General features: G+C 49.9%; 20 protein-coding genes. 1 reads left to right on the plus strand and 19 read right to left on the minus strand.

Going from position 1 to position 24610, the window contains the following annotated elements; all coding sequences use genetic code 11:
- Nucleotides 1–32: 32 nt before the first annotated feature.
- The 13 genes from KTH90_RS11950 to KTH90_RS12010 form a co-directional block, all read right to left on the minus strand.
- The gene (locus tag KTH90_RS11950; RefSeq protein ID WP_158352831.1) at nt 33–1652 is read right to left on the minus strand and encodes a sulfatase family protein; all 1620 of its coding nucleotides are present in this window, start codon (nt 1650–1652) and stop codon (nt 33–35) included.
- Nucleotides 1653–1745: 93 nt separating this feature from the next.
- Entirely contained in the window at nt 1746–2489 is a 744-nt protein-coding gene (locus KTH90_RS11955) for an ABC transporter ATP-binding protein (protein ID WP_158352832.1), read from the minus strand.
- Between the two features lie 11 nt (nt 2490–2500).
- Nucleotides 2501–3277, minus strand: coding sequence for an ABC transporter ATP-binding protein (locus tag KTH90_RS11960; protein WP_158352951.1), 777 nt, complete (start codon nt 3275–3277; stop codon nt 2501–2503).
- Complete coding sequence (locus tag KTH90_RS11965; protein WP_158352833.1) at nt 3256–4050, minus strand: ABC transporter permease; 795 nt, start codon at nt 4048–4050, stop codon at nt 3256–3258. Before KTH90_RS11965 ends, KTH90_RS11960 begins: the two co-directional genes overlap by 22 nt.
- A complete protein-coding gene (locus tag KTH90_RS11970) occupies nt 4050–4814 on the minus strand; it encodes an ABC transporter permease (RefSeq protein ID WP_158352834.1) in 765 nt (254 codons plus the stop codon). The genes KTH90_RS11965 and KTH90_RS11970 overlap by 1 nt, the downstream gene beginning before the upstream one ends.
- A 77-nt stretch (nt 4815–4891) precedes the next feature.
- Nucleotides 4892–5950: an ABC transporter substrate-binding protein gene (locus KTH90_RS11975; RefSeq protein ID WP_158352835.1), complete on the minus strand. Its 1059-nt coding sequence runs from the start codon at nt 5948–5950 to the stop codon at nt 4892–4894.
- A gap of 376 nt (nt 5951–6326) precedes the next feature.
- Complete coding sequence (locus tag KTH90_RS11980) at nt 6327–7355, minus strand: LacI family DNA-binding transcriptional regulator (protein ID WP_158352836.1); 1029 nt, start codon at nt 7353–7355, stop codon at nt 6327–6329.
- 210 nt (nt 7356–7565) lie between these two features.
- Nucleotides 7566–8357, minus strand: a complete 792-nt coding sequence (locus tag KTH90_RS11985) for a polysaccharide deacetylase family protein (protein ID WP_238726853.1) — start codon at nt 8355–8357, stop codon at nt 7566–7568.
- Nucleotides 8358–8372: 15 nt separating this feature from the next.
- Nucleotides 8373–9533: a serine hydrolase domain-containing protein gene (locus KTH90_RS11990; protein ID WP_238726854.1), complete on the minus strand. Its 1161-nt coding sequence runs from the start codon at nt 9531–9533 to the stop codon at nt 8373–8375.
- A 78-nt stretch (nt 9534–9611) separates the two neighbouring features.
- Nucleotides 9612–11714, minus strand: a complete 2103-nt coding sequence (locus tag KTH90_RS11995; protein WP_158352838.1) for a glycoside hydrolase family 3 C-terminal domain-containing protein — start codon at nt 11712–11714, stop codon at nt 9612–9614.
- A gap of 32 nt (nt 11715–11746) precedes the next feature.
- Nucleotides 11747–12715 carry an ABC transporter permease gene (locus KTH90_RS12000; protein WP_158352839.1) on the minus strand — a complete coding sequence of 323 codons (969 nt, stop codon included), beginning with the start codon at nt 12713–12715 and terminating at the stop codon, nt 11747–11749.
- Nucleotides 12716–12733: 18 nt separating this feature from the next.
- Nucleotides 12734–14218: a sugar ABC transporter ATP-binding protein gene (locus KTH90_RS12005; protein ID WP_158352840.1), complete on the minus strand. Its 1485-nt coding sequence runs from the start codon at nt 14216–14218 to the stop codon at nt 12734–12736.
- A 580-nt stretch (nt 14219–14798) separates the two neighbouring features.
- Nucleotides 14799–15839: a sugar ABC transporter substrate-binding protein gene (locus tag KTH90_RS12010; RefSeq protein WP_158352841.1), complete on the minus strand. Its 1041-nt coding sequence runs from the start codon at nt 15837–15839 to the stop codon at nt 14799–14801.
- 515 nt (nt 15840–16354) lie between these two features.
- Between KTH90_RS12010 and KTH90_RS12015 the strand changes: the two genes are divergently transcribed.
- Nucleotides 16355–17212 carry an AraC family transcriptional regulator gene (locus KTH90_RS12015; protein WP_158352842.1) on the plus strand — a complete coding sequence of 286 codons (858 nt, stop codon included), beginning with the start codon at nt 16355–16357 and terminating at the stop codon, nt 17210–17212.
- A 178-nt stretch (nt 17213–17390) separates the two neighbouring features.
- Here the strand turns inward: KTH90_RS12015 and KTH90_RS12020 are convergent, their stop codons facing one another.
- From KTH90_RS12020 to infB, 6 genes are all read right to left on the minus strand, one after another.
- Entirely contained in the window at nt 17391–18602 is a 1212-nt protein-coding gene (locus tag KTH90_RS12020) for a C40 family peptidase (RefSeq protein WP_238726855.1), read from the minus strand.
- A gap of 124 nt (nt 18603–18726) precedes the next feature.
- The gene (locus KTH90_RS12025) at nt 18727–19665 is read right to left on the minus strand and encodes a bifunctional riboflavin kinase/FAD synthetase (RefSeq protein ID WP_158352843.1); all 939 of its coding nucleotides are present in this window, start codon (nt 19663–19665) and stop codon (nt 18727–18729) included.
- A 4-nt stretch (nt 19666–19669) separates the two neighbouring features.
- Nucleotides 19670–20599, minus strand: coding sequence for a tRNA pseudouridine(55) synthase TruB (truB, locus tag KTH90_RS12030; protein ID WP_158352844.1), 930 nt, complete (start codon nt 20597–20599; stop codon nt 19670–19672).
- The gene (locus tag KTH90_RS12035) at nt 20596–21564 is read right to left on the minus strand and encodes a DHH family phosphoesterase (RefSeq protein WP_158352845.1); all 969 of its coding nucleotides are present in this window, start codon (nt 21562–21564) and stop codon (nt 20596–20598) included. Before KTH90_RS12035 ends, truB begins: the two co-directional genes overlap by 4 nt.
- The gene (gene rbfA, locus KTH90_RS12040; RefSeq protein ID WP_158344095.1) at nt 21545–21937 is read right to left on the minus strand and encodes a 30S ribosome-binding factor RbfA; all 393 of its coding nucleotides are present in this window, start codon (nt 21935–21937) and stop codon (nt 21545–21547) included. The genes KTH90_RS12035 and rbfA overlap by 20 nt, the downstream gene beginning before the upstream one ends.
- 62 nt (nt 21938–21999) lie before the next feature.
- A partial coding sequence (gene infB, locus KTH90_RS12045; RefSeq protein WP_238726856.1) for a translation initiation factor IF-2 occupies nt 22000–24610 on the minus strand: 2611 nt, incomplete at its 5' end.

Raw genomic sequence — 24610 nt, forward strand, 5'->3', positions numbered from 1 at the left:
CCGTTTTATCGCTATGAACACTTCGTGTCCTGCTACAGATAATTCCTCATGCCCTTTTGGATCAGATCCTGATAGAATCTCTCCCCGATCCTGCCATCCCTGTCATAGACCCCATAGTAGGGAGCCAGATCCCAGGACATCCCGCCTGACACATCCTTTTCCAGACCGGTGCAGGGGATCGTCGGATTCGCCGTCTTGATTCTTGTGGTCCGGACCAGCCAGCAGTAGAGCTTATATCTGAGTTCCTGCACCACTTCCTGGTACGCAGGATCAAAATACAGATTTTGTAATTCATAAGGATCATTTTCCATATCAAAGAGTTCTCCGAAGTCTTCTCCCTGGAATTCCGGAAGATATTGGGTCAGCTTATACCGTTTTGTATGAATCGTTTTCGTATTCGGGTTCTCCGTAACCGCGATATCCCGGATACTGGTGTCATCGCGAAGTACCGGTACCACGCTTTTCCCATCCGCCCAGTCCGGACGCTTAAGCCCTGCCAGCTCGCACACCGTAGGCAGAATATCGATGGATTCCACCAGAGCATCCCGCACCTCGCCCGCCTTCATTTTTCCTTTCCAGGAAAAGATCATGGGTATCCTGGTGACACAGCCAAAGCCGATCCCAGGTGCTTTCTCGATCATTCCGTGTTCCCCTGCAAACTCACCGTGATCTGTCGTGTAGACGATGATTGTATCTTCCCTGATTCCCAATTCATCCAGTTTATCCAGTACCTGGCCCATGGCGTCATCCATCTGGGAAACACAGGCATAGTAGCCTCTTAGCACGCGCTTTCTCGCCTCATCGAAATCCCGGGGTTCGAACAGCATCCAGTCTCCGTTTTTTTGGAAATTCTCCTGGGTGGACCGGGCCGCTGCCGACCGGTCATGCATGTCATTTCCCGCGTTTGGCGGCAGTTCCAGATCCACGCCCTCGTACAAATCCCAGAATTCTTTGCACGGCGCATAGGTTTGATGCGGCCTGGGAACGGTCATCCAGTAACAGAAGGGTTTCTCCTCTTTTACACACTCCTCAATAAATTGATTGGTACACTTGGCCGTCCAGGCCTCCATGGAATGCTCCTTCGGTATCCTGGAAAATCGGGAATCCACGCACTGTCCTTTCCTGTGCTCATTTTGCTGAAACCATTCCTGCAGGATCTTGTCATCCCGCTTCTCATATAACCCATGTTCGGCCAGATAGACCGAGTAGTCATCACCCTTTAATCCCTGGCAGCCCTCTTCCATCCTGCGGTTCCAGGGTCTGACCGGATGCTCGAAGCCGTATCCGTCTCCCACGTAATCACAGGCGTCCGACACCCAGCCGGCCGGCGTATGTAATTTTCCCGCCGCTCCGGTCCGGTAGCCCTGCTCTCTGAAATATTCAAAAATATTCGGCAGGTGTTCCGGTTTTTCCCCCATCAGTCCGTAGTAACCAATGTTGTGGGCGTACTGCCCGCTTAACATGCACATCCTGGACGGGGTGCAGATGGGGTTCTGCGTAAATGCATGATCTATTTTGATACCGTCTCCGGCCAAACGGTCCAGATTCGGCGTGATTACCTGTTTATTGCCGTAACAACCCAAGGCCCTGGCGCTGTGCTGGTCGCTGTGCAGAATCAGGACATTCGGCATACGTTGTTTTTCGTTCTTCACATTTACCTCCTACTGCATCCTCTCGAATACAGATTCTATATACTTCCCTGCCACCATTTAACCGATAAGCATGCGGCTTAGCATCCTGTATGTTTACCACCACTTGATCAGATCGGTTACCTGATTTCTTAATCTTACAAATTCTTCACTGGCAATATCCCGGGGCCTCGGCAGCGGGTTATCCAGGAAGGTTTTAACCGTCGTCGGCTTATTCGTCAGAATCAGAATCTTACGCCCCAGATAGACGGCTTCCTCAATATTATGCGTGATAAACATTACGGTAGTTCCGGTCGCTTCCCAGAGCTTGATCAGCTCGTCTTCCAACTTGTACCTCAATTCGATGTCCAGCTGGGCATAAGGTTCATCCATCAGCAGCAGATTCGGCTTCGTGGCAAATGCCCTGGCAATCGATACCCTCTGCAGCATACTGGCCGAGAGTTGTCTGGGAAAAAATTTACGATACGGAGTCAGGCCTACGATCTCCATGAATTCCTCCACCCGCTCCTTTTTCTCCTGTTCACCGACCTTTTTGATGTCCAGGCCGAACCGTATATTCTCTTCCACAGTCAGCCACGGCATCGTAGAATTCTCCTGAAAAATATAGGATACATTATGTTTCTTCAGATCCACCGGTTCGTCATCGATCAGGATCTGGCCTGAGGTGATCTGATACAGGTTCGTCAGGCTGTTTAGGAAGGTGGTCTTCCCGCATCCGGTGGGCCCTACCACACACAGCAGCTCGCCTGCCTCCACCTCAAAGTTCATATTATCCAATACAAGGAGATCTCCGAATTTCTTCGTTAAATTTACCGCCTTTATATTCGCTCCACGACTCATTTGCTCTCCTCCTATTTCGTAATATCCACGATGCTGGTGATTTCCTTGCGCAGCCGCAGGAATTCGGGATCCACATAGCTTCGGGGCCTGGGCAGATCAATCTTATATTCCGCCTTGATGGTCGCCGGGCAGTTACTTAACACGACAATTCGGTCCGCCAGATACAGAGCTTCTTCTATATTATTCGTGACAAAGATAACCGTCCGTTTTTCCTTCTGCCAGATCTTTTCGATCTCTTCCTGCATCATATAGCGTGTCTGAGCATCCAGCGCGCCGAAAGGTTCGTCCATCAGCAGCACATCCGGCTCGTTGCAGTAGGCTCTGGCGATTCCCACACGCTGCTTCATGCCGCCGGATAACTTTACCGGATAGGCTTTCTCAAATCCCTGCAGGCCCACCAGATCAATGTAATACTGGGCCTTCTTCTGCCGTTCTTCTTTCCCAACACCCCGGATCTTCGGGCCGTATTCCACATTTCCCATGGTAGTCAGCCACGGAAACAGATTGATGGTCTGATAGACAACCCCTCTGTCGGCGCCGGGCCCTGTGACTGTCTTGCCGTTGACCGTAATCTCACCGGAAGTGGCAGGCAAAAGCCCGGAGATCAGATTGATCATCGTGGTCTTTCCGCACTGCCCGGGTCCGAACAGAACCAGGAACTCGTTTTTTTTCACCTGAAGATCGATGTCGCCGATCACCACGTGCTCTTCTCCTGCCAGGTTCAGGAACTTCTTATGGACAGCCTTGCATTCGATTACCGGAGCATCTATTTTCCTCTCACGTTCCACTGACATAATTTGCCTTCCACTCCTCTCATAATGGTTGCTAACAGGAAGCCGACGATACCGATCGCCAGGATTCCCACAAAGATCTGAGAAATATTGTTGATATCCATACCGCTGACAATCAGGAATCCCAGGCCTTTGGAAGAACGGACCATTTCCGCCGCCACCACAGCCGCCCAGCTGGATGAGATACCGATCTGCATCCCCGCGAAGATATAAGGGATCGTAGCCGGAATGACCACAGTGCGGAACACCTGGGCTTCATTGGCCCCCAGCATCTTCGCGCAGCCGACCAGCTCCTGATTGATGGATTTGGTTCCCATGAACACATTAATCGTAATGTTGTTAAACGCGGACAGGAAAATGATAAAGTACGCCATGGTCTCACCCAGGCCGAACCACAGAATCGCCAGGGAGATCCAGGCAATGGGGGGAATCGGACGGATCATTTCATAGAATGGACGGAAAATGGCTTCCGCCAGTCTGTATCTTCCCATCAAAAGCCCCAGGCTGATACCCAGGATACAGGCCACGGAATATCCCACCAGAACCCGGCTGAGGCTCCAGAACGTATGCCCGAATATAGTGTAACCGGCCGTCTTCTGGGTGAATGCCTCGAAGAAGCTTTTCAAAATGACGACGGGACCCGGCATAATCTCTCCCAGCCTGGTTCCGTTGGTTCCGAAATGCCAGATCAGAAGGAATCCCAGAATCGCTATGATCCCGCAGATCAGCCGCCAAAAATCATCTCTGTCTTTGAACAGTTTTTTCGTCATTACCATCTGCCTCCCCTCAGTACCAGTTTTTCCAGCAGATTCAGCAGGACGCCTAAGAGTGCCCCCACGATACCGATCATCGCCATACCTGCTATGATAATGTCAACCCGCATAAGTCCCCGGCTCTGCTGGATCATAAAGCCCAGGCCTTTTGTGGATGCCAGGAGCTCCGCCGCGATCAATGCGCCCCAGGAAGTCCCAAGCGCCGCTTTCATCCCGGTCATGATCATAGGAAGCGCGGTGGGAATTGCGATCTTGAAAAGCTGTGTCGCGTTGCTGGCCCCGTAGATCTGGCCAACCCACAGATGGACGCTTTCCGTCTGCTTGATACCGGAATAGGAATTGATGACGCAGGCGGTAAAGGATGAGATAAAGATAACCATAGATTTTGACAGCAGACCGATTCCGAACAGAATAATCATCAGCGGTATCCAGGCGATGCCCGGAACCGGACGGATCAGATCAAACAGAGGTCTTGCGAACCAATCGAATTTCTTATACCAGGCCATGCAGATTCCAAGCGGAATACCGACCAGCAGGCCGATCAGGTAACCCGACAGCGCCACCTTTAAGGAAGCTGCCAGATGTACAAGCATCGTGGCTCCATCCGGGTTTTTATCTGTAAATTTCAGGAAGAAAGCTTTCACTACCGCCACCGGTGTGGGTAGCATCCCGCCCGGATTCATAGCCGCGCAGATCTGCCAGATAATCAGGAAAATGGCCACGGCCGCAATAGAGATCAGCGTATATTTTTTCTCTTTCATGGAGTTCCTCCTTCTTTTGAGGGAGCTGCCGCCTCAGTCCTATATAGATCGAAGCGCAGCCCCGCAAAAGTCTGTCATTATTTTGTTTCCGGTTTAATGTCGATGCCCAGCGCCTTGTTCAGATAACTGGGATCCAATGAGGAATACAGGTTCGGGATCTGGTCTTCTGTGATTTTACCATTCTCCACATAGAACTCTCCCTGATCGGTGAAGCATTTTCCAAAGGAGTAGGTGCCGTCTGTAAAGTCATCCTTACCCATATATTTTCTTACAGCGATCTCATCCGCCATATCCTGCTCGGAGTATTCTCTTCCGTTATCTTTAAAGAACTTCATGGAGTATTCGCTTCGAAGCGCATCATCCTTTAATTCCTCGTCGGCTTTGATTACGCATTTTATAAACTTCTCAACATCTTCCGGGCGCTCCTTGATCACTTCCGATCTGCCGAACAGCGCGTCGATGATGCTGAACCCGGTGGCTTCCTCGAAAGTTGTGATCTGTACCATGCCTTCGTTCTGCGCATTGAAGGAATAAGGCGGATAAGCTGCCAGCGCGTCCCCTTCTCCTGCCACAAAAGCCTGGAAAGCGGGGCCTGCGTCCATATGTACCATGGTGTAATCGTCACTGGTCAATCCGAATTTGTCCATGTATTTGGAAACATTCAACTGCGCCGAGGTGCCGAGCTGCCCCAGAACCGTTTTGCCCTTCAGTACATCCGCAGAACCATATACATCGGGGGTATCGGTAAGTTCACCCTGGACACTCAGGATATCGGAATCCGGTCTCACATAGATGCCCATTCCGCCGGAGGTACATAGCTCAGCCAGCAGCGTACAGTTACCGGATGCCAGTGAGAAGATCGTAGCAGCCCCGGAAGCGGCCAGGTCAATCTGCTTCGCAGCGATCGCCTCGTTAATCGGAGCACCTGTCTGGAAAATCGAAAGTTCTACCTTCAGGCCTTCCTCTTCAAAATATCCCTTGTCATACGCATACTGAACGGGAACTCCTACGGATGCCGGCATAATTCCGACTTTTAATGGCTCCCCTTCTTTTTTTCCTCCGCATCCCGCTAAAGAAGCGGCCGCCATTACGGTTATAAGTCCCGCACAAATAATTTTTTTCATTCTTCCTTTCATTCGTCTCTCTCCTTTAATGTGTACGTTAACAGTTCCATTTCATTATAATCAAACATGCAAAATATGTCAATTTTTATTTGATATTGTTGGTATTTTTGTGATATATTAACCATTTTTTATATATCATTTTATGCATATTTCACATTTATTTTTGTTTTTCTCACATCCTTCATTTCGAATTTCATTTCTTTTCCGTTACCGTGCACACAAGGATGTAATTCTCTTCTGTTTTACATATAGTTGTGAATAAATTCCAGATTTTACCGCTGTGCGGTTCCGGGAGGGGGATTACGTATAACCGGACGCAAAAAAACTGTTATAACAGAACAGCCTCCCCTCTCAGACAGTTCTTATTATAACAGTAATTCTTCAATCATTATCTTGGCATATTTTCCCTGATCACGATCTCCGACTCGATCGTATGTGTAAATTCCGTGAGTTCCCCCGTCAGCAGATAATTAAATATCATTTTAATCGTCTCGTATCCCTGCTTATATGGTTTCTGATTGATCGTCGCATAAATATATCCCTCTTCCAGCCCTTCCCTCGTAAAGTTCTGAAGATCAATACAGATAATTTTAATTTTATATAGCAGATTCAATTCCTTTAATGCCACGATCCCTCCATTACTCAGGGAGGTCGCATACCAGAGAGAAGTGATCTCCTGATGTTCCTGAAAAAAATATTTTACTGTTTTATAGATCTCTATATCATTCAATGGTATCTCACAGACACCCGCCATCGTAATCTTAGGATACCATTTCTTAAGTGTATCCTTGAGGCCTTCGATTCTCTGTACATGCCCCAGCATTTTCATTCCCGGAGAAACAATAGCCAGTTTCTCCTCACCACTGGAAATCATATGAAAAAGCCCGGCCGTAATCCCACCAGTCTGATAAGCATCGATACCGATAAAGATATGCGGATTCCTGGTCTTGATATCATTAATAAAGCAAAATACAGGAAATTTCTGATCAATCAGCTCATCGATCCGATCGATCACAGGCTGCTCATTAATCGGTGTGATCGCCAGGGCTGATACCCCCTCCTCCAGCAGCCGGTCAATCAGCGCCAGCTGATCATCCACGTCAAAATTCCTGCTGTAATAACTGATCACTGTAATTCCGTAATCCACCAGTTCTTCGGTAGCCGCCTGAACCCCCAGTTTCACCTGCTCGATAAAAAAATTATTCTTCACATGGAATACAACGCCGATTTTAGGAGCTTTCTTTCTCAAAGCCAACGACTTCGCCATCAGGTTCGGTTTATAATTCAGTTCCTTCGCAATCTGCCGGACTCTGGCCTCAATATCCTTTGACACATTCCCACGGTTATTCAGTACGCGGTCCACCGTCCCCTTGGATACCCCGGCAAGCTCCGCTATCTGATTGATGGTTACAGGCACATTAACACCTCATCCCTTAAACTTTCTATTTTTAATACCCCTTCACTTATTTTTTAAATTATATTGAGTTTCCTTGCCTGTGTCAAGCAATATCAGGTTTGGGACATGTCCATTTCGGTTTGGGACATGTCCATTCCGGTTGGACATGTCCCATATCGCCCAAATGGCCAATCGCTGTCCCTGATCAGCTATCCGCGCCTGCTCTTCAGATTATGGGATCCGTATTGTTTTTCCGGGTTCCGCCTCCACTATATTTCCCCGGTTCTCTACCACCACCGTTTGTGCGGAAGGATTGTACAGCATATCCGAATCCGCCGACAGCACGAGATTCCTTACCGCCGCTATGTACTCTTTGATTTCTATATTGGTGGCATACCAGACATCCGCGTGCCCTGAGAGCTTTTCGCATATTTCTTCAAAATGCTTCCAAGTCTGTTCTCTCTCAAATTCAAAGCTGTGCCCCCATATATAAAACAAAAGAGTTTTTTCGTAATCAGGCGGATTCAAAAAATGCCCGACCAATTCGTCCGATACTTGATTGTGATGGCAAGTGGGATCCCATCGCAAAAAGTCGTGGGGCCATCCGAATTGATATGTCGGCCGGACAGTTCTGGAGTATTCAAGCCCTGCCCGTTTCAGGCATTCTGCCGCCTCCTCCCCAAACTCCCCAAACGGATAGGAAAATCCCCTGACAGTCCTCCCCGTTATCCGTTCGAGGTTTCTTTTGTCTTCCCAGATTTCTCTCATAGCCAGATGGCGAGGTATTCTATCCAAATATGCATGGGTAACGCTGTGGCCTGCCACTTCCATCCCCCGGTACAGTTCCGGCACTGCCTGCGCTCGGATATATCCCTCATCGCCAAGCGTTCCCGAATTCAGATGAAAAGTTCCTTTTAAAGAGTACCTGTGAAACAGCTCAATCAAACGGGCATCAAACATCTGTCCATCATCGTAACTGAATGTAAGAGCTTTTTTCGCACCTCCCGGAAATAAAAATTCCAAATTCCGCTCCCTCCTTTACCGCTCCAATGCCCCATATACAATCTGCCGCATTTTTCTGCGCAGTGTATAATCCGCCCCTTCCGCGATCTGCTGCATGAAAATAAAGCCAACCCCTTCTTCTATGCTTACAAAAAAGTCATTGCCCAAAAGCCCGTCCCAGCCGAACTCCCCGGCCGTTCCTATACCGCCCGACACTGGAACCGACGTCAGATGCCGCATAAGATTTCCATAGCTGTAGCCTTCTAGGCCGTCAAAATATATACTCTTTCGTTGTTCTTCCCTGAGGGCGGCCGATGCCATACCCATTATACTGCTTTTACCCAGAACTCTTCTACCCTTATACTCCCCTTTTCCCAACAGCATCCGCACAAACTGCGCATAATCGGACAAAGTAGAGTACAGCCCGCTTCCTCCTGCGAGAAACGGCGGCCTTTTGCAGGGATCCCGCAGTTTAAGCTTCCTTTCCAGGTCCCGGTCGATCTTTTCCAGCGCACCTGTGTTCCTTGTATAGATATCTGCCAGATTCGGCCTGCTGTCCTTTGCGACCCAGAAACCGCTATTCTTCATGTTCAACGGCTCCAACAGTTCTCTTCCGAAAAATTCAGCCAGATCCATCCGGGACACTTTTTCGATAACCGACCCTAAAATGTCCGCCGACGCCCCATAATGCCACTGTTCACCCGGCTGGAAGATAAGAGGCGTGTCGGCAAATGCGCGGAGCACACTCTCCGAATCCACCTCATTTCCTCCCTCATAGGCCTGCGTCAAAGCGCTTATTTTCTTCTGCATATATTCTCCTGAATATGTACCATCCCCCGGATAAGCGATTCCTGAAACCATATGCATCAGATCCATGAGCCGCACTTCCCTGTGCGCCGGGCATATCTTATGATCCGTCCACACTGTTGGATTCCTGAAAAATGGATAGAACTCGCTGAGTTTTTGCGTCAGAGCGATTTCTCCACGTTCCAGCAGCAGATAGATTCCGGCGGCAACGAAGGGTTTCGTCATGGAAAAAATCCGGTATATGGTGCTTCTCTGCGCCTTTCCCAGATAAAACTCATACTCGGTCCCCGCTTTCGTGACCACCGCGCACGCAGCGTCCCTGAGCCTGCCTATTTTTGCCTCGTTTTCCAGAAGTATCTCCAGATATTTCAAATGCTCTATTCGTATCAATTCTTTCGCCTGCAATCCCTTCTATATCAAATTTCTTATCCAATTCTTTCGGCACCAGCCAATTCCTCAGGTATCAAATCAACAACATTCCATCTCCGCCTGCATCACCCCGCTCTTTGACAGCAGGCAGCTCCTATGATCCGGCTGATGGAAGCCCACATAGAACCGGAAGCGCTTCCCATCCCGGAATCGCCTTCCTTCCTCGTCCACCACCGTGAATTCCCTCTCTTCCACGCAGATGTCCAGCTCCGCTTCCTGCCCCGGCTCCGTGGCGATCCGTCTGAAGCCGCACAGATGATAATTTTCATCTGCGTAAGCGGAATCCAGATTCCGGATATATACCTGCAGCACCTCTTCTGTTTTCACGTTCCCCGTATTTTTGATCCTGATCTTCAGGGATGCCCCCGCCTTCGCTTTCTCAGCCGTCACCCGGAGCACTTCCACCGTTCCATAGGTGAGCCCGTACCCGAACGGGTACAATGCTTCTGTCCTCATATAGCGGTAGGTGCGGTTTTTCATCGAATAATCCTCAAAGGGCGGCAGTTCATCCAGATTTTTATAAAAGGTAACCGGCAGCTTTCCCGAGGGAGAACATCTTCCAAACAGGATATCCGCGGCGCTCTTACCTCCCCTGGCCCCGGGATACCACAGCTGCAGCACCGCGGCGCAGTGCTCCTGGGCGTAGCTTAAGTCCAGCGCGCTTCCTGATGACACGCACAGGATGACAGGCTTTCCGATGCGGGTGATTTCTTCCAGCAGCTCTCTTTGGACCAGCGGGAGCTGAAGGTCTTGTTTATCACCGGAATCATATTCATTTCCCGTGTCCCCCTCTTCCCCTTCCAGGAACTCGTTCAGGCCCAGATTCATAATCACCACGTCGCTTAACTTCGCCACTGTCCTGGCCTCCGATAATCGGTCCTGCCTCCAGGCCAGCCGCTCGCACCGGTCCTTTTCGATGTGGCAGCCCACCGAGTAAAGGACCCTGACCTCATCCCCCGCTTCAGCCAGAATCCCCCGCAGCAGCGTTATGTACTCCGTAGCAGTACCGTGATAATTGCCGACCAGCGCGGTTCGGCTGTCCGCGTTCGGACCAATGACGCCAATGGTTTTCAGCTGGGATTTGTCCAGGGGGAGAACTCCGTCATTTTTCAGAAGTACGATTCCCTTCCTGGCCATCTCCTCAGAGGTACTCAGATGTTCCGGGCACTCTACTTTCTCATATGGGATGTGATCATACTCATTATCCGTACTGTGCATACCCAGCAGAATCCGGGTAGTCATCAGCCTTTCCGCGGAGCAGGTGATATCCTCTTCCGTCACAAGCCCTTTGTAATAAGCCTGCAGAACCCGCAGATAGGTATTGCCGCAGTTCAGGTCACAGCCCGCTTTTAGCGCCATGGCCGCCGACTGCTCCGGCGTGCTCGTAACCTTATGGTGCTCGTGGATATCCCGGATTGCCCAGCAGTCGGAGACGTAATGGCCCTGGAATCCCCATTTATTCCTTAAGATCTCCTGAATTAAGGTTTTACTTGCGCAGCAGGGTTCTCCGTTCGTCCGGTTATAGGCCCCCATCACAGCTTCCACACCTGCTTCCTTCACCAGGGCTTCAAAGGCCGGAAGATAGGTTTCCTCCATATCCTTCGCAGACGCCCTGGCGTCAAATTCATGCCGCTGTGCCTCCGGTCCGGAGTGGACGGCAAAATGCTTGGCGCATGCGGCTGTTTTCAGATATCTGCCGTCCCCCTGCAGACCTTTTACAAAGGCAACGCCCAGCTTCTTCGTCAGGTAGGGATCCTCTCCGTAAGTCTCCTGCCCCCGCCCCCACCTAGGATCTCTGAAAATATTCACATTAGGACTCCACAAGGTCAGGCCTTTATATATGCCGCAGTCCCCTTCTTTGGTAAACGCGTTGTATTTGGCTCTGCATTCAGTGGCGATCTGATCCGCTGCCTGCCGTAACAGATCTGCGTCAAAAGCGGCCGCCATCGCGATGGCCTGTGGGTAGATCGTGGCGCATCCCGCTCTGGCCACGCCATGAAGTCCTTCATTCCACCAATTATACGCCGGTATGTCCAGACGTTTTACTGCCGGCGCGTCATACTTCAGCTGGGCTGCCTTTTCTTCCACTGTCATCCGCCCAATCAGTTCTTTTGCACGGCGTCTGGCTTCTTCTCTTTGCATCTGTAAGCTCCTCTTCTTTCTCATGATTCCTGTTATTTATCCTGCATCCTTACCTTATCTTTTCTGTTTAGCTGGAACACATCCACGCCTATTGTGGCCAGCATGATAACCCCTTTGGCGATGAACTGATAATATACATCCATTCCTGCAAGCTGCATTCCATTGGACAGGATCGCCAGAATCAGAACACCGGCCACGACTCCCGACATCCTTCCTTCACCGCCCCGCACGCTCACACCCCCCAGCAGGACAGCCGTAATGATGGTGAATTCGAGCCCTGCACCGGTATTCGCCTGGATGGCTCCCAGCCTCGTGCACAGGAAAGTAGCCGCCAGCCCTACCATTCCTCCGGCGATTCCCGCGATCATCATTTTCATCCGAAAGACGCTGATTCCCGCCAGCCTTGCCGCTTCCGCATTTCCGCCGATCGCAAATACATAGCGTCCCATGTAGGTCTTATTCAGCACAAAGCTTGCCAGAATGAATAAAATCACCATCACTATTACAGGGATCGGAATACTTCCCAGATACCCCTGTCCGATGATTTTGTAGCTTTCCGGCAGGCCGCTGATCGTCTTGGACTGTGTCAGGACAAAGGAGATGCCCTGAAAAATAGTCATGGTTCCGATCGTTACCATCATCAGCTGCAGCCTGAAATAATGTGCGATCAGCATGGTCATACATTCCAGCAGAATCGCGATCAGGATTCCCGCGGCCAGGATAACCGGCGCCGGAAGATGCAGGTCCACCGCCATCATCGCGCACAGAACGGATGTAAGGGAAATGGTATAGCCGACCGCGATATCGATCTCCCCGGCCATCATTATGAAAGCAATCCCCAGAGCGGAGATGATAATATACGAATTTTGATTCAATATATTAATGATATTTCGAAACGAAAAAAAATTCGGGGATAAAAAAGAAAAAATGATGGAAATGACAATGAGCAGTACCCATGTCATATTATCGCGTAAAAACTTATTTATATGATTTGTTTTCATGTATATCAATATTCCTTTCTATAATCCTGAGGCCATTTCCAATATTCTGGCCTGAACAAAATCCGGCTTATCCAGCTCCCCGCTGATCCTGCCTTCATACATAACCAGAATCCGGTCGCTCATCCCCATCAATTCTTCCATCTCAGAGGAAATCATGATGATGGAAACCCCCTGCACGACCAACTCATTCATCAGCTGGTAGATCTCCTGCTTCGCGCCTACATCGATCCCCCTGGTAGGCTCATCAAAAATGATAATGTCCGTATTAGCCGCCAATGTCTTCGCCACAACCACCTTCTGCTGGTTGCCGCCGCTTAAGTTTTTTACGTACTGCTCCAGCGTAGGGGTTTTGATACTGAGTTTTTCCGCGAATTCCCTGCTGACCCGCTCTATCTCCGCCTTGCGCATTACAGTTGCTTTTGACAGTTTCCGCAGGTTCACCAGGCTGATATTCCATGCGATCGGGAAATTCAAAAAGCAGCCTTCGTTCTTCCTGTCTTCCGGAATGTATCCGATTCCCCGCTCGATGGCATGGCGCGGATTACTGATATGGACTTTTTCACCTTTTACCCATATTTCTCCCGATCTGATCTTCGCTGCGCCATAGATAACCTTGGCCAGCTCCGTCCTTCCGGCTCCCACCAGTCCGGCCAGTCCCAGGATCTCACCCCGCCTCAGCCGGAAGCTGATATTGCGGTCGCCGTTACCCGTCAGGTTTTTGACTTCCAGCACCGGTTCGCCGATTTTTACGTCCCTGGCCGGATAACTTTCATTTAATTCCCGCCCGACCATCATGCTGATCAAGCTTTTCCGGTCCGCTCCAACGATTTCTTTCGTCCCTATATAACAGCCGTCCCGCAGGATAGACACCCGGTCCGACAGCTCGAACACTTCTTCCATCCGGTGAGAGATATAGATAATGGTGACATTTTTCTTTTTTAATTTTTCTATAATGGAAAATAATGTTTTCACGTCCGCCACTGAAATGGATGCCGAAGGTTCGTCCATAATCATGATTTTTACATTTTTCGTCAATGCTTTCGCGATTTCCACCAGCTGCTGTTTTCCGGGAGTCAGTTCCCGGACCAGGACATCCAGGTCAATCTCCACGCCGAATTCTTCAAAGATTTCTTTCGCTTTCTTCCGCATTGCGTTAAAATCAGGAATGATTCTGCCCCCCACCTTTTCTCCTAGGAAGATGTTCTCCACAACAGACATGGTGGGAACCAGCGTAAATTCCTGGTAAATTACACTGATCCCCTTCTCCCTGGCCGCGGCCGGAGTCATATGCCTGACCGTATCGCCGTCCACTTCCATAGACCCGCCGTTGGCGTCCGGTTGTATGGCTCCGCTTATGATTTTTATCATCGTGGACTTTCCTGCCCCGTTTTCACCCATAATGGAGTGGATTTCACCTTCGCAAAATTCGATGGACAGATCCTTAAGCGCCTGAACGCCGGGATAGGTCTTGCTGATATTTGTTAGTTTTAATATTGGTTTCATCTGTTTCCTCCATGCGTCTTGCCTGCGCATATAGATATCCGTTCGATTGATGTATCGGTGCACCCTCTTGCGATTTCCGATCTGCTCCGTGTTAAGATATCATGATTGCACGCAATCATGATACCTCCGGGGATGCACACTCCGCGCTAAGGAAAGCGCTCCGGCGCAGATATAATGTCTATCGACATTATATCATGATTGCACGCAATCATGATCCCTTCCGGGGGATGCACACTCCGCGCCAGGGAAAGCGCTCCGGCGCAGATATAATGTCTGTCGACATTATATCATGATTGCACGCAATCATGATCCCTTCCGGGGGATGCACACTCCGCGCTAAGGAAAGCGCTCCGGCGCAGATATAATGTCTGTCGACATTATATCATATTTCCATATGCTCGATCGGTATCATATCGGGAGCAAGCAAAATTATGACAAGAAAAGAGGAAAAGCACCCGCCCCGGAAAGCCGGTCCATTCGAGTCAGCCTTCGGGAAAGGGCGCCTTCCTTTTTTCATTCCCTGAAAATGGGATACCGTACACAAGAGCCGTTCTTCATACTTGAAAGCCGGTAAGTCCCTTTATTTCAAATATTGATCCACGTTATCTACCGTCAGCTCAAAAGCCGGTTCATAGTAGACGCATTCCCCGTCGACCTCAACGTTGCCGACAATGGTATCATATACTGTCTTTCCGAAATTGACGCCAAACGCGCCGGAAGCACGGTATGTACTTTCGTTGGTTTTTGATTTTTCAATCGCCTCACAGCCAGCAGAACTATAATCACATCCAAATATGCCGAAATGCGCCACATCGATTCCCTTTGTCCTCATAACGACCTCGTCCGCCGGCAGGCCCATGAAGTCGGAATAGGCCAGAATACATTTCACGTCCGGGTGCTCCGTAAGAAGCATTTCCGTATATTCCTGTGCTTTTGTGGGGATACTGGCGGCCCCGGTGGAATCATATTCGCCGACGACCTTTGCTTTGCCTGTGAATTCCTCTACCTTCGCAAGCGCTTCTCCCCTTTTAGTTGCCTCTTCACTGTTGTTCAAAGTCAGAAGGGCTACTTCGATGCTTCCGTCCGCAGCGTCGGGAAATGTCTTGTCGATCCATGAAGCTGCTGCCTTGGCGGCCTGGGAGCCAAGATCCGTCTGTTCTACATTTACGACCACGTCATAGTAATCTTTGGAAGGCGGAACCACACCGATCATGCTCACAAAGACTCCGCTGCTTTTGGCATTTTTCAGCGCGTCCAGGATACCGTCCAGATCCACCGGGGAAACCACGATCGCTTCACACCCCGTGGTTACCATGTTCTCGATCTGTTCTGCCTGTTTCGCCGCGGACTGCTGAGCCTCGGATACCGTATATTTTATCCCGTTCTCTTTGCAGGCCGCTTCCAGGGTGGATGAAAGATTGGTCTGGAATTCATTGTCCATAGCCGGTGCTGAGAATCCCACCTGCGTGAGGTCTTTTCCGTTAATCATCTGTACTGTCTTGGCATTTGACGTGTCCTTTTCTTGTCCGGCAGCAGCCTGGCTTTCCGCCCCGCACCCTGTTATGCATGTTCCGACCACCGCGGCTGCGAGTATGACAGCGAGTAATTTTCCTTTTCTCATAGTAATATCCTCCTTAAGATTTTATAAAGTTTAATACCAATATAAGATAACCTCCTGACTATTTCATCTTAAAAGTTGCTATTTGATTATCAATTATTGCTATTTTTTATCCCATGTTGTAGTCTTTTCACAACTTTCAAGATAGATATCTGTGCATTATTTATAATTTTTTATTGATTTTCATTTTTTTATATACTTTTTAAGTCAAAAATACTATAATTCCTATAGATTTTCCATTTCTTCGATAAGCAATTTTTGAAATATTGTTATATAGTAATTGTGCTAATTTCCAGGAGGGGAGCAGTCTTTTTTACCATACCTATCTATATAACGACGGAAAGACGGACCGAGATGCGCGGTAAACGCGTCACTGGAGGAACGGTCGAACCAAAAAAATGTTCGCCCATACCTGATTTTATGACGCGGTAAACGCGTCACTGGAGGAACGGTCGAACCAAAAAATGTTCGCCCATACCTGATTTTATGACGCGGTAAACGCGTCACTGGAGGAAAACATGATAGAAAGCATAAACGGGAAACATGAGACCGTGAATTTCAAAGATCACAATGCCTTTAAATTGTATCTGAATGATGAATTCGAAAACTACCCGGAGCATTGGCACACTCCGGTCGAAATTATATTTCCATTAGAAAATCATTATATGGTAAGCTGCAGTAATATTGATTATTATTTAAAAGAAGGCGACATACTGATCATCACGCCAGGCACGCTCCACCGGATTACCGCGCCAAAGAGCGGGCTTCGAATTATTTTTCAGGTGGATTTATCTTTCCTCAATATGTTCAAGGATATCGAATCAACCATATCCATGTTAGCGCCGGCTAAGTTGGTTACTCATGAGACAATGCCGTCCATATATGAAACCGCACGGGAACTTATCCTGGAAATCCAAAAGGAATGTATTGAAATAAGGCCGTTATGTGATGCCTTCACTTTTGCAAAAATTACCGAATTATTCATATTGCTTGGCAGGGAATGTCTGAACAGCAGCCTTATGTTCGATGTCACACCCAGTAAACAGCGTGAGTATACGGAAAAATTTTTAAATATTTGTGATTTTATAAGCTCCCATTGTATGGAAGACTTGACCCTGGACGATGTGGCCGACAGAGCCGGGTTCAGTAAATATCACTTTTCCCGTCTCTTTAAACAATTTACAAACACCACATTTTATAAATTCCTGAATACGAAGCGAATCGCTTACGCGGAAAATCTTTTGATCGATCCCGGACTTTCAATCACAGAGATCGCGTACCGTTCAGGCTTTAACAGCATCTCCTCCTTTGTCCGGATGTTTAAAGCCCTGACTTCCTATACTCCAACCGCTTACCGCAAGCTGCATCAGTCCTGAATTACTTTTCTGCCGCCGCATTACTATTCACAGCCAAATTGAGAGGGGCCTGTCCCCTCGCGTTTGACCGTGAACAGAAACGCAAGCGTGCCTCCAGGGGAGGCCCACAAAAGGGACATGTCACAAATGGACATGTCCCCAATTAACCCAATTAACCAATTAAACTGATTAAATTTTACTATTTCATTACCCGTGTTGCGCACACAGGAGTTCTGTAATTCATTCCGGAAATCTTGATGCCAGACTTCGGAGAGCTGGCATGAACAACCTGTCCGCCTCCGATATACAAGGCCACGTGGTTGATGCCGCCGCCATTGCTGTAGAAAATCAGGTCTCCAGGCTGTACTTCATTTAATCCGACACGGGTACCGCAGTTGGCCTGCGCCCTGGAGGAATGAGGAAGCCCGACTCCAAACTTGGCGTATACGCCCATGGTAAATCCGGAACAGTCCGTTCCATTGGTCAGGCTGGTTCCACCGTATACATAACGGTTACCAACAAACTGTTTCGCATAGGAAACGACGGAAACACTCTTCTCGGATACGCCTTCTCCCACCTGCAGTTCCTGAATCGTGGAAGCCTTGGGCAGTTTCGCGGATACATCCACATATTCGGAGGATACATAACCCTCGTCGCCGTCGATATTGACTTTTACCCATCCTTCCAGCTCTTCTAGTACCTCCAGTTCCTCTTCGATCGGAACCAGGGTAACAATGGTGGATTCGGTATTCGGCTCGGCCCGCACGTACAATGTGGTAGTGTTGACCTTGGCCATCTTGGACATCGCCTGCTGCGCCGCTTCCGTAGCTGCGTCGCCGGTCAGCAGATATTCGCTTTTTACATATCCGGTTACTTTTCCGGATTCGATTTTCGTCCAGTCTCCCTGAACTTCTAATATCTCACAGCCGGCATTTTTAGGCATTTTACCGACCAGTTTCGCGCCTTCATCGGGTTCTTCACGGACATTCAGATGATTGTCCACCTGAGCGATTCCCAGATTTGTATATCCTTCGACCTGTACCGCAGATGCTGCCTGATCCTCAGCAGGAGCCTGTGTTTCCGGAGTCGCTGCCGGCTGGTCTGCAGCGGGCTGTTCTGCGTCCGCCGCCGGAGCTACCGCAGGTGTCGTGTTTGCCGTGGCTACTGCTTTCGCATCAGCCATAATTCCCGCTGACATGGCCGGTGCGCCGGTCTGGGCCGCTGGCTGTGTATTTTGAGCAGTTGTGTTCACGCTGGTGGAAACATTGGCTGTCTTCGTTTCTATCTCAGCAGAAATGCCCGCTCCTGCGAAGCCGTTGGCGGTAGATGCCTTTGCTACGGCGTCCCCTCCGAATATGACAGCTCCGGTAAGACTCAGGCACAAAACTGCAAGTACAATCTGTTTTTTCATTAGAACCTCCTGTTGGTCTTATGTAAATTATTGTAAATTATTACGTAATTGTTAAATTTATTACCAATTTATTATAACACAGCCCATCTGTTTGTCAACAACGGAGACTCATAAATCGCACTTTTTACAAATTGTTCATATTTTTGGTAAAATATGTTATTCCATATTGAATGTCTTTCTCCATCTGTTCTTTCAGCGCAGCCATGGAGCTGAATCTGTGTTCTTCCCGTTCGAAGTTTAAAAGTCCCACTTCGATATATTTACCATAGAGATCCCCTTCATAATCAAAGAGAAAGGTCTCCACTCCAATCCTTGTCTCTCCTCCGACCGTCGGCTTATACCCGATATTCGTCATGCCCCGGTATATGATATCATCCACCCGGGTCACGGAAACATATACCCCGTTCGGAGGCAACAGTTTATCTGCAGGCGGCATCAGATTCACGGTAGGCATTCCAAGCGTCTTACGCCCGATCTGTCTGCCATGGGCCACCGTTCCCCGGATCCTGTAGGGATAACCAAGCAGCGCTTCCGCCACTTCCATATGCCCCTGCTTAACCTCTTCTCTTACAAAAGTACTGCTGATTTCACGTCCATCATAAACTTCCTTCTCCACCACGTGCAGCCGGTAACCGCAGCTGTCCGCGAACTGCATTAAGGTTTTGCAGGTTCCGGCCCGCCGGTATCCGAAATGAAAATCCGTACCTGCCACCAGCTCTTTTACCTTCAGACGCTCCACAAGAATTTCCCGTATAAACTGTTCCGGGGTCATATGGGAGATCTGAGGACTGAACGGGCATTCCACGCAATAGTCGATCTCTTCCCGTTCCAGCAGCGCCCTGCGCTCCTCATTGGTAGTCAGAACAGACAGGCCATTTCCCGACAGGGCTGCCTTCGGAGGGACGGAAAAGGTAAACACTGCCGTCTTTTCCACACCGGTGCGCAATTCTTTCATTTTTTTCAACAGCTTCTGATGGCCTCGGTGCAGCCCGTCGAATTTGCCGAGGGAAACGATGGAGGGAGTATCCATATGAAAATTTGTCAGATCTGTAATGTATTCCATGTTCTCAATCTCCTAAAAACATTTTCACCGGCTGAAAACGGCCGCGGTCTGTCTGATATTCATAGATGCCGTAAAAACCTCCGGCCTCATCGTAGACCCGGACCTGAACCTGTCCCGGCTCCGGGCTGCCAGCGCCCGTCCCGGCTTCGTCCGGCAAAGACAGCAGATGCTCTGGCATAAACGCATTACCGTTTTTGATCAACTTTTGAAATTCTCTTTTTACGGTCACTGCGGGCAGCCCGCCGAACATCTCATCTACCGGCGTCAGGATCTGGCCAATCTGACCATTTTCCGCCAGCTGCTGAATCTGTTCCAGCTTTAAGCTGTCCTTTAACATAAAACGCCCTACTTGCGTCCGAAGCAGGGATTCCATACAACCGCCGCAGGCAAGTTTTTCTCCGATGTCCTGGCATAAGGTGCGTATATAGGTACCTTTTGAACAGCGGACGGTAAAGCGGATCAGGGGCAGACGGCATTCCAGAATCACGATTTCATAGATTCTGACTCTTCTGGCCTGCCTCTCCACTTCTATTCCTTCCCGGGCAAGTTCATATAATTTTTTTCCATTGACCTTCCGGGCGGAATACATGGGAGGGATCTGATCGTAATCCCCCACGAAACTGTCCACCGCTTCCTTGGCCTCCTCCGGCGTCACCTGTACTTCCCGGACCTTGAGTACCTGTCCGGTCATATCCTGTGTGTCTGTGATGATTCCCAGTCTTAATACGGCTTCATAGACCTTTTCTTCCCCGGTCAGCATATCACATAGCTTCGTGGCCTTCCCGAGGCACACCGGCAGCACTCCCTGCGCATCGGGATCCAGCGTCCCGGTATGTCCGATCTTCTTCTGCTTCAGAATTCCACGCAGCTTCGCCACCACATCATGGGAAGTATATCCCCGTTCTTTGTAAACGTTGATCACTCCGTGTATCACTCTTGTTCTACCTTCCTTTTCAGCTGCTTTTCGATGTGAGGAGTCAGGTTATTGATAACGTCAAACATCGTTCCCTGCATGGTGCATCCTGCCGCTCTCACATGGCCGCCGCCGCCGAAATAAACCGCGATCCCGCTCACATCCACCTGGCTTTTGGAGCGCATGCTGACCTTGAATTCCTGGTTTCCGGATTCATAGAGGAATACCGCCACCTCGACGCCTTCCGTCAGCCTCAGCTGATTGACGATTCCTTCAAAATCCAGCGGTCCCACGTGATAAAAATCCATGTCCTTTTTGCGAAAGCCGCTGACAATACATTTCCCATCCAGCAGCAGCATACTTTCCATCAGTGCCCGGCCCAGGATCTGATTCTGAAGATAGGTCTTTTTATAAAAAGTCTCATCCACAATCCAGGAAAAATCAATCCCCTTATCCATCAGCATACCGGCGATATTCATGGTCCTGGAGGAAGTGCAGGAATACTGAAACACTCCCGTATCACTGGCGATCCCGGTATAGATGGCCTCAGCCATTTCCCTGGTCACTTTTTCCTCCCCGATCACTTCAAACACCAGTTCCGAGGTGGAACTGGCGTCCGGCACGATATAATTGACCTGGGCAAATCCCTGGTTGCTGACATGATGATCGATACAGATGGTCTTTCCCGCCGTATCAAACAATTCACCTGCTGCACCCAAACGCTCCCTGTCACTGGAGTCAAGGGAAATGAAAACGTCATAAGGCCCTGCTCCCTCACAGTCATGGCGGATCTGATCCACCCCCTTAAGGAAACTGTATTCCGGAGCGATTTTTCCCAGGAACACATCTGTCTGGATATGCGGAAAATAAGCGACCAGATACAGATACATCCCCAGGCAGGACCCGATGCAGTCGCCGTCCGGTTTGACATGGCCGGCGATCGCAACGGTTCTTACATTTTTAAGCTCAGATGTCAGATTGATCATCTACTTCACCCTTTTCATTCAAGTCCCGGTTGACATCGTCAATAAGCTTCGACATATTAATACCATATTCGATGGACTGGTCCAGCACGAACCGGATTTCCGGCGTGTTGCGCAGGTTAATGGTACGCGCCAGCTTTGTCCTGATATAGCCTTCCGCGCTCTTTAATCCTGCCAGCGTATCTTTCTGGGATTCTTCATCTCCCAATACACTGATATAGGCTTTGCATGTCTTCAGATCCGGCGCCACCTCAACTGCCACGACACTGGTCATGGGATTGATACGCGGATCCTTGATTCCCGCGCGGATAATTTCGCTTAATTCCTTTTGTACTTCCTGGTTTATTCTGGTGTTTTTAATACTGTTCTTTCTCATGTTTCACACCTCGTTTTCAGGCTTACCGCCCGTTTTTTCCATCAGGCACCGCCTGTGGGAAATTATCTGGGGACCTCGACCATGGTATAAGCTTCGACTAGGTCCTCCTCTTTGATATCATTGAAGCCTTCCAGTACGAGACCGCATTCAAAGCCGCTCTTGACTTCTTTCACATCGTCTTTGAAACGCTTCAGAGAGGCCAGCGGTCCTTCATAGATTACCACTCCGTCCCTGGTCAGGCGTACTGTACAGTTTCTCTGGAAGATACCGTCCAGAATATAGGCGCCGGCGATGGTTCCGACTCCGGATGCCTTAAATGTCTGACGCACCTGCGCGTGGCCCAGGACCTTCTCCTCAAAGATCGGATCCAGCATCCCCTTCATGGCCGCTTCCACATCGGCGATGGCATCGTAAATAACGCGGTACAGACGCATATCCACGCCTTCTCGTTCCGCCGTATTTTTCGCCGTGGCATCCGGACGCACATTAAAGCCAATAATAATCGCGTTGGACGCGCTGGCCAGGATGACGTCGGATTCGTTGATGGCACCCACGCCGCCATGGATGATCTTGACGATTACTTCTTCGTTGGACAGCTTCAGCAGACTTTGTTTGACTGCTTCCACAGAGCCCTGCACATCGGCCTTCACCACGATACCCAGTTCTTTGATATTGCCGGCCTTGATCTGAGTGAACAGGTCATCCAGCGACATCTTGGCTTTGGTATCGTCCAGAAGCCTCTCACGGCCTTCGGATATAAAAGTCTGTGCAAAGTTTCTTGCCTCTTTATCGTTCTCCGGCGACACAAAGATATCACCGGCGTTGGGGACATCACTTAAACCTAAGATTTCCACAGGAGTGGAGGGGCCGGCTTCTTTTACCCTTCTGCCCTTGTCGTCCATCATCGCACGGACTTTTCCGTAGGAAGAACCGGCGGCGATAGAATCTCCCACGTGCAGAGTTCCTTTCTGCACCAGGACAGTGGCTACCGGGCCTTTTCCTTTATCCAGCTCCGCCTCGATGACCAGTCCTCTGGCCCTTCTCTTGGGATTCGCTTTCAGCTCGCATACTTCCGCAGTCAGGAGGATCATTTCCAGAAGATTGTCAATTCCCTCATGGGTATGAGCGGATACCGGTGCAAAGATGGTGCTTCCGCCCCAGTCTTCCGGAATCAGTTCGTACTCGGTCAGTTCCTGCTTCACACGCTCGATGTTAGCGCTGGGCTTATCTATTTTATTGATCGCTACGATTATTTCAATCCCTGCCGCTTTGGCATGGTTGATCGCCTCTATGGTCTGGGGCATCACGCCGTCATCGGCGGCCACCACCAGAATAGCGATATCGGTGGAATTCGCTCCACGCATACGCATAGCGGTAAATGCCTCATGGCCCGGTGTATCCAGGAAGGTGATCTTCTGCCCGTCGATGGACACCGTGTAGGCTCCGATATGCTGGGTAATTCCTCCGGCTTCTTTATCAATTACATGAGTATTCCGGATCGCATCCAGCAGAGATGTTTTACCATGGTCAACATGACCCATCACGCATACTACAGGAGGTCTGGGGATCAGGGTTGCCGGATCTTCCTCATCTTCTTTCAGCAATTCTTCGATCACGTCTACTTTTACTTCCGCTTCCGCGATACAATTGAACTCCAGGGCAATCTCCTCGGCTTTTTCAAAGTCAATTTCCTGATTGACCGTCACCACCGATCCCTGTAAAAACAGTTTCTTCACAACCGCGGCTGCCTGCACCTTCATCTTTTCCGCCAGTTCCTTGATCGTCATGGTTTCCGGCAGAATGATGGTACGGATGGTCTCTTCCTTAGGCTCCTGCTGCACCGGCTTCGGCGCAGGGGTATTATTTCTGCCTTTGCCGCCCGTATTTCTCTGGTTCGGTCTGTTATCCTGGTATCCGCGGCGGTCGTTCCGGCCATTCCGGTCTTTATCCCTGCTGCGGTCCCCTCTCTCCGCTCTGGAGGTTACATTCTGCTTCTCCGTAGCTTTTGTCTGAGGCGGCTTCGGTATCGTCAGCCCGTCTCTCATTGTCTGTCCGCCTCCGGGCCTGGTTCCCTGGGAACGGTTATTCTGCCCCTGGGGCCTGCCGTTCTGTCCCTGGTAAGGACGGTTTCCATACTGGCCCTGGCCGCTTCTCTGCCCATTTTGTCCCTGGGAATTTCTCTGATACTGTCCGGAACCCTGATTCTGGTATTGGCCGGACCCCTGGTTTGGACGGCCGTTCGGACGGTCTCCCTGTGCCGGACGGTTATACTGGCCCTGGCCGCTTCTTTGGCCCTGGCCGGGTGCTGTGCTTCGGTTGCCATTGTTATTCTGCTGGCCATAGGGTCTGTTGGATCCGTAAGACTGCTGGTTTCCAGCCGGTCTTTGGGACGAATTCCCCTGCTGGCCGTTAGGTCTGTTATACTGGGATGCTCCAGCGGGTCTGTTCTGGTAACCCTGCTGGCCCTGCGGACGCTGCCCCTGATTTCCCTGATAAGTGCCATTCGGCCTGGTTCCCTGGTTTCCTGCCTGGCCGGCCGGTCTGGTACCCTGCTGGCCCTGACCCTGCATCGGTCTGGTACCCTGCTGGCCCTGGCCGCTCTGCATCGGTCTGGTACCCTGCTGGCCCTGGCTGCTCTGCATCGGTCTGGTACCCTGCTGGCCCTGGCTGCCC

It is taken from the genome of Diplocloster modestus (assembly GCF_019042245.1).
GTDB classification, from domain to species: domain Bacteria; phylum Bacillota; class Clostridia; order Lachnospirales; family Lachnospiraceae; genus Diplocloster; species Diplocloster modestus.